The organism is Mesorhizobium sp. ORS 3428, from assembly GCF_001854785.1.
GTDB lineage: Bacteria > Pseudomonadota > Alphaproteobacteria > Rhizobiales > Rhizobiaceae > Mesorhizobium.
The window spans coordinates 279,611-293,165 of record NZ_MDFL01000115.1 but is presented as its reverse complement, the minus strand read 5'-3'; the positions used below and the strand labels follow the sequence as shown (position 1 = coordinate 293,165).

Here is a 13,555-nt window from a genome sequence, read left to right as displayed (position 1 = left end):
TCTTCGGATCAGCCTTTTTCGACCTGTCCGAATTCGAGATCGACGGGCACCGCGCGCCCGAAGATCGAAACTTCYACCTTGAGCCGCGCCCGCTCCTCGTCCACTTCCTGGACGAAGCCGTTGAAGGAGGYGAACGGACCGTCCGAAACGCGGATCGCCTCGCCGACCTCGAAGGTGACCGATGGCTTCGGCCGCTCGACACCTTCCTGAACCTGGTTCAGGATGCGCTGCGCCTCGGTTTCGGTGATCGGCACCGGCTTGGAGTCGCCGAGGAAACCGGTAACCTTCGGCGTATTCTTGACCAGCGAGAACACGGCGTCCGTCAGGTTGGCCTTCAAGAGCACGTACCCCGGGAAGAACTTCCGCTCGGCGTCGACCTTGCGGCCGCGGCGGATCTCGACGACCTTTTCGGTCGGCACGACGATCTGCTCGATTTCGCCGGACAGGCCCTTCTGCTTGGCCTTGTTCTCGATATCCTCGGCGACCTTCTTCTCGAAGTTCGAATAAGCGTGGACGATGTACCACCGCGCAGTCATTTCACGACGTCTCCGTAATCGCCGAACTTAATGTCCGAGGCCCAGAATCCACTCGATGGCATAGCCCATGGCTATGTCGGCGGCGAAAAAGAAGATCATCGCGATGACCGCGAACACCAGGACCATCACCGTCGAGATCATGGTCTCGCGGCGCGAGGGCCATGTCACCTTGGCCGTCTCCGCACGAACCTGCTGGAGAAAGGTGAAAGGGTTAGTGGTTTTCGAAGCCATGTGCCGCTCTGTCTTCGAGACCCGTTGGCCGGGTCTCCTGGATGATCCCGCTGGCCGGGACGTGCCGCTTGGGCTTCGTGCCGGCGCCGAATCAGCGCCACCATTTCGCCCACGCAAATCAGACGCGTAAAGCCGGCTTCCCAGCTCCACGCGTCGCGTGTCTGTTCAGTCTACATAAAACCGATTCTTGGTCCACGCAAGTGGCAAGTGTTCCGCTTTATGTTCGAGCGCCGCATCGGAACCATCCAGTCGTTCCGTCCCGGCTATACGGGGCTTATGCCCCAATTTCCGCTATATGGCAAGCCATCCGCCGGTTTTCAACGGCGGAGCATCCTGCTCCTCAGTTCGCCGCTTGGAGGAATGGCACGGGCAGCAGGGCTCGAACCTACGACCTGCGGTTTTGGAGACCGCCGCTCTACCAACTGAGCTATGCCCGTATACGGGCGCTGCTATTTCACAAAGCCGACGAGAACTCAAGTGCCCTTTTGAGGCGTGTCGACCGGAAGCGGCCGTCGCAGCCAAGCAAGCCGCAAAGCCCAAAGGCAAATCAGGAGTTCAAGCGCAAACGTCCAGTGCAGGATGAAGCTCAAAACCCAGCTTCCATACCTGGCCGGAACCGCCACGAGCTCAAAGGGATGACGATCGAATGGCGCCARCCACATGATCGGCGACGCTATCGTGTCGAGCACCATGTGCAGCATGGCTCCGGCAAAGAAGACGGCAACCGATGGCAGATGCCGTATGCGGAGCACCGAACAGACGATAAGGCCTGCCGCCCCGATCGACGCCCAGAACAATGGCCAATGCGTAATGTATGCATGATGGTGGATGCGACCAGCGTCGACGAGGTGAAAATAGAGCATGTCGATATCGGGAATGACGCTGCCGATCATTGCGGCAGTCACAGCGCCCGACGCCTTCTCCCACCGCTTTCGCGCGAACCTTCCCAGAATGTAACCTGACGGGAGAAGGGCAACCAGCATGGACGGCCGTCAAACGTTGATGCAACGACGGTGACGCTTCTCTGTGGCGTCATCTTCCCGGAATTTTGCAGAAATTCAGCGTATTGCGCTCACGATTTCCCGGCTTTCGGCTTGTACGGACCGCCCGGCACGCCCCAGCCCCAGGCGGGCATCGGCTCGGTCTCGGGATCGCAGGTCTCTCCGAGATTGGAGTTCATCTTCGCCAGCCGCGATCCCCATTCGACATAGCCCATGAAGGCGGAACGGAACTCGGGATCGTCGGGCAGGCCGACCTCGTCGGCCGCATCGGTGAGAAGATTGATCCAACGCCGGCGCTGCTCCTCGGTCAGGTGCTTACCAAGATGGTGCATGACCATCTCACGGTGCCCGCCATGCTTCTCGCTGTATGTCTTCGGCCCGCCGAAAACCTCGCCGATGAAAGCGGCGACATGCGCCGGGTGATCCGGCGACATGTGCCTGAACACCGGACCGACGATCGGATCCAGAGCCACCTTGTCGTAGAAGGTCCGTGTCAGCCGGTTGAGCGCCTCGGCGCCGCCGGCCCATTCGAACARAGTCGGGATATTCTCGCTCATCGCCGATCCTCTCTCCACGCGGGCTGACGCAGAAGAATAGAGGCAAGCTCGAACCCTGCTCAACCTGCCTCCATGGCCAGTTCGGGGACGCTCTACAGCTTCGCCGGCGTCTCGGCCTCGGCATTGGCAGCCGGCAGAACCCTGCAATTGTCGGGCCGGGGCGACGATTTGCAGACGGTTGCGCCCGTCAGTGCATCCGCCGACTGGCGACCCGTCGTCAGTCCAAACTTCTCCATCTCGTCCTGGCTGAGTTCCCTATGGCTGGCATAGAGCACCGACTGCATGGCCGGGAACAGGGCTGGACCAACCGCCATCTCGTCGAGATACGCCTTGACCTTGTCCGCCATTCCCAGGGAGTGCAGGCTGAGATGCGCGGCGGCGCCGACAAGGCGCCTGGCCCCGCCTGCGATCATCACCGCGCAGGCCGAGGCGCATTCGGCGCCGGCGTCGACCGTGAGGCCGGCATGGGGTGCATCCTTGGCGGCGCATCCCGCGGCATCGGGGTCGCAATCGAGAAAATCCGTGCGGGCGACCGCGACATCCAGCCTGCGCTCGCGGATGAGTCGGCCGGCGGCAAGCGCGCCTTGCACATCGCCGCCCGGCGAACTGATCACGATGGGCAGCCTGCGCCCGCCGATATTGTCAAGTAGTTCGCGCAGCCGGTCGGGCGTGCCCGTGGCAATCGTGCCTTCCGCGGAAATCCATTCCGGGCAATCGGGATCGCAGAGCGGATTGCTGCCGCGAACCAGCACGAAGCGCATCTCCTGTTCCTGCTTTTGCGGCGGTGCAGCCTCTGCCGTTTGAGGGGCAGCATCAACCGGTCGAGGCGAAGTCGGCTTGGCCTCGATGGTCGCAACCACGGCGGGCTTGGCGTTCGGCATATCGCGGCAGTTCGCCGGAACAGGATTGCGGCGGCAGATGGTTTTCCCGGTCAGCAGGTCGAGAGAATCGAGGCTGGTGACGAGCTTCATCTCTAGCATGTCGTCGGGCTCGATCTGGTGGATGCCGCTCGCAGGCGTCGCCTTCATCGCTTCCAGAACGCCCTGTTCGACACCCATCTCCTTGAGATAGGCCGAAAGCCGCTTCTCGACCGCCTTGCTCATCTCGTAGGTCTTGTAGCTGCCGGCGTTCGTGCGGCTGACGATCCTGGTGCTGACGACCTTCTTCCTTCCGTTCACGATCTTGTACGTGGTGCGGTAGAGCAGCCTTTCCCGATGATATGTCGTGGTGATCTGGTGGACGCCGAGAAACGCCCACTCGCCGACCACGCGGCGAATGCCTCCGGCAAACATCAGCGGACAGGCCGAGTTGCACATGGCGCCGCTGTCATAGGCAATGCCGAGATAAGGCGCACGGCCATCGTCGAGGCAATTCTTCATGCCCGGGCTGCAGCCGGAAAACTCTGTCACACCGACGGCGATGTCGAGCTTGTTCTTGCGGATCATGCGGCCGAGCTGCAGAGCCGCATCGACATTGCCGCCCGGCGAATTGACGATGATCGGCAATGGCCGGCCGCCGAGCGTTTTCAGCAGGCGCTTGAACAAGGCCGGCGTGCCGGCCTCGATGGTGCCATTCGCCGCAATCCATTCGGGACAGTTGGGCTCGCAATCCGGCGCGCTGCCGCGCACAACGGAAAAGGTCATGGTCGGGCCGAGATCTGGCGCATCGTCCTTCGCAAGCGCGGCGAAGCTCGCCAAGCCGATCGCGGCGAGCAGTCCGAGACGGAACAGCCCGCGCCACCATCGAATGCCGTCTGAACGCCGTTCCGGAACCAAGCCTGCAAACCCCTGCGTGCAAACCATACTAGTTGCGGCGACGCTGCTTGCAACAGCTTTGAAAATGCGCCGCAATGCTTGGCCAGCGGAGCACCGGAACGAACCGGAACGAAAAAGGGCGGCCCGAAGACCGCCCTTTCGTTTCAAGCCGGCGAATGCCGGATCGATTATTCCTTGATGGTGACGACGATGCCGGCGCCGACGGTGCGGCCGCCCTCGCGGATGGCGAAGCGCAGCTTCTCTTCCATCGCGATCGGCACGATCAGCTCGACGTCGACGGTGATGTTGTCGCCAGGCATCACCATCTCGGTGCCGGCCGGCAGCGTCACGATGCCCGTCACGTCGGTGGTGCGGAAGTAGAACTGCGGACGGTAGTTGGTGAAGAACGGCGTGTGACGGCCACCTTCGTCCTTGGTCAGGATGTAGGCCTCGGCCGTGAACTTCTTGTGCGGCTTCACCGAGCCCGGCTTGGCCAGAACCTGGCCGCGCTCGACGCCGTCACGGTCGATGCCGCGCAGGAGCGCGCCGATGTTGTCGCCGGCCTGGCCCTGGTCGAGCAGCTTGCGGAACATCTCCACGCCCGTGCAGGTGGTCTTGGCGGTCGGACGGATGCCGACGATCTCCAGCTCCTCGCCGACCTTGACCACGCCGCGCTCGACGCGGCCGGTCACCACCGTGCCGCGGCCCGAGATCGAGAACACATCCTCGATCGGCATCAGGAACGGCTTGTCCAGCGGACGGACCGGCGTCGGGATGTAGGCGTCGACCTGCGCCATCAGATCGCGGATGGCGTCCTCGCCGATGGTCTTGTTGGAGTCCTCAAGCGCGGCCAGCGCCGAGCCCTTGACGATCGGGATCTCGTCGCCCGGGAACTCGTTCTTGGTCAGCAGCTCGCGAACCTCGAGCTCGACCAGCTCCAGAAGCTCGGCGTCGTCGACCTGGTCGACCTTGTTGAGGAACACCACGATCGAGGGCACGCCGACCTGACGGGCCAAAAGGATGTGCTCGCGGGTCTGCGGCATCGGGCCGTCGGCGGCCGAAACCACCAGGATCGCGCCGTCCATCTGCGCGGCACCGGGTGATCATGTTCTTCACATAGTCGGCGTGGCCGGGGCAGTCGACGTGGGCATAGTGACGGTTGGCCGTCTCATACTCGACATGCGCCGTCGAGATCGTGATGCCGCGCGCCTTCTCTTCCGGCGCCGCGTCGATCTGGTCATAGCGCTTGTATTCGCCAAAATACTTCGTGATCGCCGCCGTCAGCGACGTCTTGCCATGATCGACGTGACCGATCGTGCCAATGTTCACATGCGGCTTGGTGCGCTCGAATTTACCTTTTGCCATAGTCTCTTTCCTTAGGCGGCCTTGACCTTCAGTTCAGTCGAATGCGGGGCGATTAGCGACTACGGCCGAAAAACACAAGTACCTTGTGGCTGAGCGGTCTCGCACTCGACCCGAACCAATGATCCGATTTCAGGGGATATGGCGCAGATATAGGGTTGCCGGAGAGGAATTCAAAAGGGCCCGGCTCCACGGCTCGATGCCCTCATCAACAGCTTCGTGCGCATGCAAGTCGTTATGTACAACTGGCCCATTGCCGCCGCGACAGGCCTTTGATTTCTTCGGCWAATGCAGTTCATTCCGGCAAATATCCGCGGTCCGCTGTTCATGATCGTCTCGACGGGCTCCTACCTCGTCAACGACACGATGATGAAGCTCGCGACCGCAGGACTGCCGCCCTATGAGGTGCTCTTGCTGCGCGGCGCGGCGGCGACGCTCTGGGGCATGCCGCTGCTCCTGATGCTGGGTTATGGCCGGCAGATCCCGCTGCTTTTCGAGCGCAAGGTGCTGCGCCGGAACCTGTTCGAGCTCTCGGCGATCCTCTGCTACGTCGTGGCCTTGGCCAACATGCAGATCGCCGATTCGACGGCGCTCGGGCAGATCACGCCGCTTATCGTGCTGGTCGGCTCCTCGATCCTGTTCAGCGAAAAGATCGGCGCCGCGCGCATGGCGCTGATCGGCCTCGGCTTTGTCGGCGCACTCATGGTCGCGCAGCCGACGATGCAAGGCATCTCCATCTATGCCTTGCTGGCGCTCGGCAACGCGGCCCTTGCCGCGGCGCGTGACCTCGCCGGTCGCCAGGTCGGCGCCGACGTGCCAGGCATGATCGTCGCCATCTCGGCAGTCGTGGTGGTGCTGATCGGCTCAGGCATCGCGCATCTCGTCTCGGAAGAATGGGTGATGCCGGAGGGCCGCCATCTGCTTTTGATCGCCGGTGCCGGCCTGTTCCTGATCTTCGGCCATTTCTTCATCTTCATGGCCTATCGCGTCGGACCAACGAGCGCGGTGGCGCCCTTCTACTACTGCTTCACCGTCTGGGCGGTCATTTCCGGCCTGCTGGTGTTCGGGCAATTCCCGAACGCGCTTGCGGTCTGCGGCATCCTGCTGGTGATCGGCAGCGGCCTCGTCATCGTCTCGCTCGACGAAAGGCGGCGGCGCCTGGCTGTGGTTGCCTGAAACGCTGCCTAAATCCCTACCTTTCTTGCCAATGGCCGCTTGGCGAAGAAATCAAGCAGGTTGCGCAGCGTTCGCGGATAGATCAGGCGGCCGTCGCGGGGCACGGCGAAATCGCAAGCGACGTGCAGCGACGATGTTTCGTCGGGTTGCCCTTCGGAATACCTCCCCATCTTTCCGGATCATAGTAATCGACCAGGAAGCCGTAATCGTAACGGCAGAAGCGCATCGCCTTGGCCAGCGCCGCCGGCGAAAGGTCCGATGGACTGACCCTGGCCCTGGCCGCCTGCAGCCGGGGCATGGTGACTTGCCTGCCGCTGACCGWGGACAGGAATGCCCCGACCTTGTCCATCTCCTCGAATTTGAAGACGTGCTCGAACAGGAAAAGGCTCGAGCCGACGAAATGGCGCGGCGAGGCAACGTGGAAATGGATTTCCCCTGAGCACGCGCAGTATTTTTCGACGTTGAGGATGAACGTATCGAGGTCAGGATTCGTCGGCAGTCCGAAGCTCTTGAGCTTTTCGATGTTCGGAGAGCGGGTGCGCAGGACGTCGGTGTCCAATATCCTGCTGGAATAGGCGGAAAGAAGCCGCTCCAGCGGGTCGCGCACAATCGTGAACTTGCCCCCAAATCCATCATAGACCGGCACGAACGGATCGACCCAGTCCGTCGACAGGTGGATATGGACAGCGTTGTCCGGATCGGCTGAAACCGCACCGTGCTTTTCGCCGAGCGCCATGAGCGCGTATTTGACGCTGCTGGTGCCRCTTTTCGGGATCGGATAGTAGGTGACGGCAAGCCCGTCTATTCGAACCGCCATACCCGATCTGCCCCGCGYCCCTTTAATGCCGGTCAGCCCATCGCCTTGCCTTGGCAGACCACGCAACGCTCCGCCATCGTCGACCGCGTCAAGCCGACCCTGCCGAACGCCCCGAAGCGTTCGCCTCGCCTCTAGAGCGTGCGCTTGCCGGAAATCTGGTGGTAAGCCCAGAGCACGACCACCGAGCCGATCACGGCGACGATCAGGCTGTAGATGTTGAGGCCGGTGACGCCCGATGCACCGAAAGCGCTGAAGATCACTCCGCCCACGATGGCGCCGACGATGCCGAGCACGATGTCCATGATCATGCCCTGGCCGGTCTTGTTGACGATCTTGCTGCCGATGAAGCCGGCGATGACGCCGAGAATGATCCAGCTGATGATGCCCATTTTTCCCTCCATGCCCCGCCGCACCAATCATTTTCATATGATTGTCAAAAGCTCAAGACAGCTTGATCTTCCGACCGGTTGCGCCATTCTGGCGCCGGGCGGACCTGGTTGAGATGGAGATCCACGATGGGCCTTTTTGACAATGCCGTCCCCGGCGGCAACATCACCAAACCCCTGATGATCGCGCTCGGCGCGCTGCTGGTCGGCAAGATGCTGAGCGGCAGGAGCGAGGAACAGCCGGCGGAGCCTCAGGCACCTGCCCCGACCCCCGCCTCCGCCGATGGCGGTCTGCTCGGTGGCCTGGGCGGCCTGCTCGACAGGCTGAGAGACGCCGGGCACGGCAATGTCGCCGATTCCTGGGTCGGCACCGGCCAGAACCAACCCATCAACGCCAACGACCTCGGCTCAGCCCTCGGGCCGCAGGTGATCCACGAGATCGCGCAGCGGACGGGCATGGACGAGCAGGAACTGCTGCAGCAGCTCTCCACGGCGCTGCCCGGCATCGTCGACAAGCTGACGCCGAACGGCCAGATCCCGCAGCATCATCAGGTCGCCTCGGCCTTCAACAGCTAGAGGCCGGATCGAACGGAATGCGCTGCGCGCTACGGCGCGCAGCCGTTTTCGTGCGGACGACGATGCGGATGGAAAATCTGGAGCGGGTAGCGGGAATCGAACCCGCATATTCAGCTTGGAAGGCTGCTGCTCTACCACTGAGCTATACCCGCCTGCGGAAGCATCCGGAAAACAGCTAAACACTTCCGATGCTTTTCGTTTCAGGGCTTCCAGGCCGGCAGTGGTGGAGAGGGTTGGATTCGAACCAACGTAGGCTAAGCCAACGGATTTACAGTCCGTCCCCTTTAACCACTCGGGCACCTCTCCAGTCTGCCGCCGGAGCCATGCAACGAGGCATTCGCGCTGACCCGGAGCCCGAGTAGGAATGTCTCCGAAATCAGCGATGCGCCTTATGGCGGCAAGCCCGGTGGGTGTCAACCGCGTCGATAGGGTTTTTCGAGGATGTTCCGCATTCCTCGCCGCCGGCCGTATCCTTAGCCGACCGGGACGGCTATAGAGGCCGGCATGAGCGACAATAGAAGCAACAAGCCGGGCACGCCCAAGGATACCCACTACGCCAAGTTGCGGCGCGCGCATCGCGACCAGAAGGCAGGCGGCGCGCCGRCATTCCGGCCGCGCCAGCCGGTGCCGCCCGGCGAAGGCCCTGCCGACGGGTTGGTGCGGCTTTATGGCCTGCATACGGTACGGGCCGCGCTCGACAACCCGGCGCGGCGGATCCGCAAGATGCTGGTGACGCGCAATGCGGCCGAGCGGCTTTCGCTTCCCGATCTTGCCGCCCTGCCCTTCAAGGCCGAGTTGGTCGAGCCGAAGGACATCGACAAAATCACCGGGTCGGATGCCGTGCACCAGGGCGTGCTGATCGAGGCCGAGCCGCTGAAGCCGAAACGCCTCGACGCGCTCGGCGACACCAGCCTGGTGCTGGTGCTCGACCAAGTCACCGATCCGCACAATGTCGGCGCGATCCTGCGCTCGGCGGTTGCCTTCGGCGCCGGCGCGCTGATCACCACGGCGCGCCACAGCCCGCAGGAATCGGGCGTGCTGGCGAAATCGGCTTCCGGCGCGCTGGAGCATATCGACCAAATCGAGGTGAAGAACCTTGCCGATGCGCTCGGCCAGTTGCACGAGGCCGGCTTCCAGACGATCGGGCTCGATTCCGAGGGGCCGGCCGAACTGGAGAAGACGTTCGCCGGCGACAAAATCGCCCTGGTGCTGGGCGCCGAAGGCAAGGGCCTGCGCCACAAGACCCGCGAGACGGTGACCGCGCTCGCCCGCCTCGACATGCCGGGTGCCATCCGCTCGCTCAATGTGTCGAACGCGGCGGCGGTGAGTCTTTATGCGGCGAGGAAATTCCTAGCGAGTAGCGAGTAGCGAGTAGCGAGTAGCGAGTAGCGAGTAGCGAGTAGCGAGTAGCCGGAACACGGCGGTCTGCCGGTCGGCAACTCCTATTCGCTACTCCCTATTCGCTATTCGCTTCTAGGCAACCTCGTGTCCCGCCATCAGCTCCAACGCTCTCACCAGCGCCGAATGGTCCTCCTTCGCCCCGCCATTGGCGGCGCAGGAATTGAACAGCTGCTGCGTCGTCGAGGTATTGGGAAGCGCGACGCCGAGCGCCTTGGCGCCTTCCAGCGCCAGGTTGAGGTCCTTCTGGTGCAGTTCGATGCGGAAGCCGGGCGCGAAGCTGCGCTTGATCATGCGCTCGCCATGCACTTCGAGGATGCGCGAGGCGGCGAGCCCGCCCATCAGCGCCTGCCTCACCTTCGCCGGATCGGCGCCGGCCTTCGAGGCAAAGACCAGGGCTTCGCCGACGGCCTCTATGGTGAGCGCCACCACAATCTGGTTGGCGACCTTGGTGGTTTGGCCGACGCCGTTGGGCCCGACCAGCGTGATGTTCTTGCCCATCCTCTCGAACACCGGCCTGGCGCGCTCGAAGGCCTTTTCCTCGCCGCCGACCATGATGGTGAGCGAGGCCGCCTTGGCGCCGACCTCGCCGCCCGACACGGGCGCGTCGAGATAATCGCAGCCGAGATCATTGATCTTCCGCGCGAATTCCTTGGTTGCGATCGGCGAGATCGAGCTCATGTCGATGACGAGCCTGCCCTTCGACAGGCCCGAGGCGACACCGTTCTCGCCGAACAGCACATCGGCCACCTGCGGCGTGTCGGGAACCATGGTGATGATGACGTCGGCAGCCTCGGCCACCGCGCTGTGCCCCGAGACGGTCTTCAGCCCCTTGGCGACGAGATCTGCCGGCGGCTTGGAGCGATGGTCGCTGGCGACGAGCGTATAGCCGGCATCGAGCAGATGCCCCGCCATCGGCGCGCCCATGATGCCCAGTCCGATGAAGCCGATGGTTTCCATTTTGCAGTCTCCTGAAATTGTCTTCGTCTGCGCTGCCCCTCATCCGCCTGCCGGCACCTTCTCCCCGTATAGTGACGAGCGTTGGTGCCTCCTCTCCCCGCTCTTCACGGGGAGAGGGTAAGGTGGGGGCAGCGCCAACGCTGGTGAAAATCTAGGCCGCGGCGCTGCCCTGCCCTGCGAATTCCCTGAACCAGCCGAGCCCTGCCTCCGTGCCGGCCTTCGGCTTGTATTCGGCGCCGATCCAGCCGGAATAGCCGAGGCGGTCGATGTGCTGGTAGAGGAAGGGATAGTTGATCTCGCCCGTCCCCGGCTCGTGCCGGCCGGGATTGTMCGCAAGCTGGATGTGCGCGATGCGGCCGAGGTTTGCCTCGATGGTACGGGCGAGATCCCCCTCCATGATCTGCATGTGATAGATGTCGTACTGCAGGAACAGGTTCTTCGAGCCGATGCGGTCGATCAGCGCCAGCGCTTGGTCAGTGTAGTTCAGGAAGAAGCCCGGAATGTCGCGCGTGTTGATCGGCTCGATCAACAGCCTGATGCCGGCCTGCTCCAGTTTCTCGGCCGCGAAGGCAAGGTTCTCGGCAAAGACGTTCTCCAGCACCGCGCGATCTGCCCCCTGCGGCGCGATGCCGGCAAGGCAGTTGATCTGCTCGCAGCCCAGCGCATGGGCATAGGTGATCGCCTTGGCGACACCCTGGCGGAATTCCGGCACGCGGTCGGGGAGCACGGCGATGCCGCGCTCGCCCTTCGCCCAGTCGCCCGCTGGCAGGTTGAAGAGAACCTGGGTCAGACCATTCTTCTTCAGCCGCGCCGCCACGACATCCGGGGCATGATCGTAAGGGCCGATATATTCGACGCCCTTGAAGCCGGCGCGGTGCGCCGCATCGAAGCGGTCGAGGAATTCATGCTCGCCGAAGAGCATCGAAAGATTGGCTGAAAAACGCGGCATTCCTCTTCTCCTTCTCTTCGCCGGCCTTAATCCAACATCATGATGGCCGTTGGCGCATCCTCATTGCGTTCGGCAAGCTCCTCGAATTCGGTGATCTTGTCGATTTCCGTGCCCATTGAGATGTTGGTGACGCGCTCGAGGATGAATTCGAGGACGACCGGAACCTGATGCTCCTTCATCAGCCTCTCAGCCTCCTTGAAAGCGCCGGCGAACTCTTCGGGCTTCCTGACCCGCACCGCCTTGCAGCCCATAGCCTCGGCGACCGCGACATGGTCAACGCCATAGCCGGCCTCCGGATCGTTCGCCCGGTTGACGTTCTCGAAGGCGAGGCTCACCTCGTAATCCATCGAGAAGCCGCGCTGCGACTGCCGGATCAGGCCGAGATAGGCATTGTTCACGACGACATGGATGTAAGGCAGCTTGTGCTGCGCGCCGACCGCCAGTTCCTCGATCATGAACTGGAAGTCGTAGTCGCCCGAGAGCGCCACGATATTGCGATCCGGATCGGCGGCGCGCACGCCGAGGGCTGCCGGCAGCGTCCAGCCGAGCGGGCCGGCCTGGCCGCAATTGATCCAGTTGCGCGGCTTATAGACATGCAGGAATTGCGCGCCGGCGATCTGCGACAGGCCGATCGTGGTGACGTAGGTGGTGTCGCGCGCAAAAGCCTTGTTCATCTCCTCATAGACGCGCTGYGGCTTCAGCGGCACCTGCTCGAAATGCGTCTTGCGCTTCATCGTCTTCTTGCGCTGCTGGCATTCCTTCGCCCAGCCTGACCAGTCGCGCAGCTTGCCGGCCATACGCCATTCGGTGGCGACGTCGAGCAGCATCTTCAGCGCCGCGCCCGCATCCGAGACGATGCCGAGATCCGGCGCGAAGACGCGGCCGATCTGCGTCGGCTCGATGTCGACATGGATGAATTTTTTCCCCTTGGTGTAGACGTCGACGGAGCCGGTGTGGCGGTTGGCCCAGCGATTGCCGATGCCAAAGACGAAGTCGGCCTCGAGCATCGTCGCGTTGCCATAGCGATGCGACGTCTGCAGGCCGCACATGCCGGCCATCAGCCGGTGGTCGTCGGGGATCGAGCCCCAGCCCATCAGCGTCGGGATGACCGGCACACCGGTGACTTCGGCGAATTCGATCAACAGATCGGAAGCGTCCGCATTGATGATGCCGCCGCCGGCGACGATCAGCGGCTTTTCCGCTTCGTTGAGCATACCCAGCGCTTTCTCGGCCTGGGCGCGCGTCATCGCCGGCTTGAACACGGCAAGCGGCTCATAGGCGTCGATGTCGAACTCGATTTCGGCGAGCTGCACATCGAGCGGCAGGTCGATCAGAACCGGGCCCGGCCGCGAGGAGCGCATCAGGTGGAAGGCCTTCTGCAGCGCCATCGGCACCAGATAGGGTTCCATGACGGTGACTGCCCATTTGGCGACCGGCGAGGCGATCGAAGCGATGTCGACGGCCTGGAAATCCTCCTTGTTGAGGCGGGCGCGCGGCGCCTGCCCGGTGATGCAGAGGATCGGAATGGAATCCGCCGATGCCGAATAGAGGCCCGTGATCATGTCGGTGCCCGCCGGGCCGGACGTGCCGATGCAAAGCCCGATATTGCCGGCCTTGGCGCGGGTGAAACCTTCGGCCATATGCGAGGCGCCCTCGACGTGGCGGGCAAGCACATGGCGGATGGTTCCCCTCGCCTTCAGTGCCGAATAAAGCGGATTGATCGCCGCGCCCGGCACGCCGAAGGCATTGGTGATGCCTTCCTTTTCCAGAACGAGAACCGCGGCGTCGACTGCGCGCATCCTGGCCATTTCCAGCCTCCACGAATTTGTTGGTCGGCTTGACAATGCCAGCG

At 63.0% G+C, this 13,555-nt stretch carries 13 protein-coding genes, 3 tRNA genes and 1 pseudogene; 3 read left to right on the top strand and 14 right to left on the bottom strand.

The window, feature by feature from the left end; genetic code table 11:
- Window positions 1-8: 8 nt before the first annotated feature.
- From nusG to tuf, 7 genes and pseudogenes are all read right to left on the bottom strand, one after another.
- Window positions 9-536, bottom strand: a complete 528-nt coding sequence (gene nusG / locus ORS3428_RS14565) for a transcription termination/antitermination protein NusG (protein ID WP_071098835.1) — start codon at window positions 534-536, stop codon at window positions 9-11.
- A gap of 27 nt (window positions 537-563) precedes the next feature.
- Window positions 564-767: a preprotein translocase subunit SecE gene (gene secE / locus ORS3428_RS14560; protein WP_040974128.1), complete on the bottom strand. Its 204-nt coding sequence runs from the start codon at window positions 765-767 to the stop codon at window positions 564-566.
- Window positions 768-1,128: 361 nt separating this feature from the next.
- Window positions 1,129-1,204, bottom strand: a tRNA-Trp gene (locus tag ORS3428_RS14555).
- Between the two features lie 36 nt (window positions 1,205-1,240).
- Window positions 1,241-1,750, bottom strand: coding sequence for a metal-dependent hydrolase (locus ORS3428_RS14550; protein ID WP_071098833.1), 510 nt, complete (start codon window positions 1,748-1,750; stop codon window positions 1,241-1,243).
- Between the two features lie 89 nt (window positions 1,751-1,839).
- Window positions 1,840-2,325: a group II truncated hemoglobin gene (locus ORS3428_RS14545; RefSeq protein ID WP_071098831.1), complete on the bottom strand. Its 486-nt coding sequence runs from the start codon at window positions 2,323-2,325 to the stop codon at window positions 1,840-1,842.
- A gap of 92 nt (window positions 2,326-2,417) precedes the next feature.
- The gene (locus ORS3428_RS14540; protein WP_071099271.1) at window positions 2,418-4,100 is read right to left on the bottom strand and encodes a hypothetical protein; all 1,683 of its coding nucleotides are present in this window, start codon (window positions 4,098-4,100) and stop codon (window positions 2,418-2,420) included.
- 167 nt (window positions 4,101-4,267) lie between these two features.
- Window positions 4,268-5,444, bottom strand: a pseudogene (gene tuf, locus ORS3428_RS14535) (elongation factor Tu).
- A gap of 285 nt (window positions 5,445-5,729) precedes the next feature.
- Between tuf and ORS3428_RS14530 the strand changes: the two are divergent.
- Entirely contained in the window at window positions 5,730-6,617 is an 888-nt protein-coding gene (locus tag ORS3428_RS14530; RefSeq protein ID WP_071098829.1) for a DMT family transporter, read from the top strand.
- An 82-nt stretch (window positions 6,618-6,699) separates the two neighbouring features.
- Here ORS3428_RS14530 and ORS3428_RS14525 read toward each other — a convergent pair whose 3' ends face one another.
- Window positions 6,700-7,434 (bottom strand): sulfotransferase family 2 domain-containing protein, encoded by a 735-nt coding sequence (locus ORS3428_RS14525; RefSeq protein ID WP_071098826.1) that lies wholly within the window; start codon window positions 7,432-7,434, stop codon window positions 6,700-6,702.
- A 131-nt stretch (window positions 7,435-7,565) separates the two neighbouring features.
- Window positions 7,566-7,823, bottom strand: a complete 258-nt coding sequence (locus tag ORS3428_RS14520; RefSeq protein WP_040969302.1) for a GlsB/YeaQ/YmgE family stress response membrane protein — start codon at window positions 7,821-7,823, stop codon at window positions 7,566-7,568.
- 126 nt (window positions 7,824-7,949) lie between these two features.
- Between ORS3428_RS14520 and ORS3428_RS14515 the strand changes: the two genes are divergently transcribed.
- Window positions 7,950-8,396 carry a YidB family protein gene (locus ORS3428_RS14515; protein ID WP_071098824.1) on the top strand — a complete coding sequence of 149 codons (447 nt, stop codon included), beginning with the start codon at window positions 7,950-7,952 and terminating at the stop codon, window positions 8,394-8,396.
- Window positions 8,397-8,474: 78 nt separating this feature from the next.
- On the opposite strand, the gene ORS3428_RS14510 is transcribed toward ORS3428_RS14515, so the two are convergent.
- Together ORS3428_RS14510 and ORS3428_RS14505 are read right to left on the bottom strand one after the other, a co-directional pair.
- Window positions 8,475-8,548 (bottom strand) — tRNA-Gly (locus ORS3428_RS14510).
- 69 nt (window positions 8,549-8,617) lie between these two features.
- A tRNA-Tyr gene (locus ORS3428_RS14505) sits at window positions 8,618-8,702 on the bottom strand.
- A 198-nt stretch (window positions 8,703-8,900) separates the two neighbouring features.
- Between ORS3428_RS14505 and ORS3428_RS14500 the strand changes: the two genes are divergently transcribed.
- Window positions 8,901-9,764, top strand: coding sequence for a TrmH family RNA methyltransferase (locus ORS3428_RS14500; RefSeq protein ID WP_071098821.1), 864 nt, complete (start codon window positions 8,901-8,903; stop codon window positions 9,762-9,764).
- A 105-nt stretch (window positions 9,765-9,869) separates the two neighbouring features.
- On the opposite strand, the gene ORS3428_RS14495 is transcribed toward ORS3428_RS14500, so the two are convergent.
- The 3 genes from ORS3428_RS14495 to gcl all read right to left on the bottom strand — a co-directional run bounded on the left by ORS3428_RS14495 (window position 9,870) and on the right by gcl (window position 13,511).
- Complete coding sequence (locus ORS3428_RS14495) at window positions 9,870-10,754, bottom strand: 2-hydroxy-3-oxopropionate reductase (protein ID WP_071098819.1); 885 nt, start codon at window positions 10,752-10,754, stop codon at window positions 9,870-9,872.
- A gap of 151 nt (window positions 10,755-10,905) precedes the next feature.
- Window positions 10,906-11,703 carry a 2-oxo-tetronate isomerase gene (otnI, locus tag ORS3428_RS14490; RefSeq protein WP_071098817.1) on the bottom strand — a complete coding sequence of 266 codons (798 nt, stop codon included), beginning with the start codon at window positions 11,701-11,703 and terminating at the stop codon, window positions 10,906-10,908.
- Window positions 11,704-11,729: 26 nt separating this feature from the next.
- Window positions 11,730-13,511 (bottom strand): glyoxylate carboligase, encoded by a 1,782-nt coding sequence (gene gcl / locus ORS3428_RS14485; RefSeq protein WP_071098815.1) that lies wholly within the window; start codon window positions 13,509-13,511, stop codon window positions 11,730-11,732.
- Window positions 13,512-13,555 lie beyond the last annotated feature (44 nt).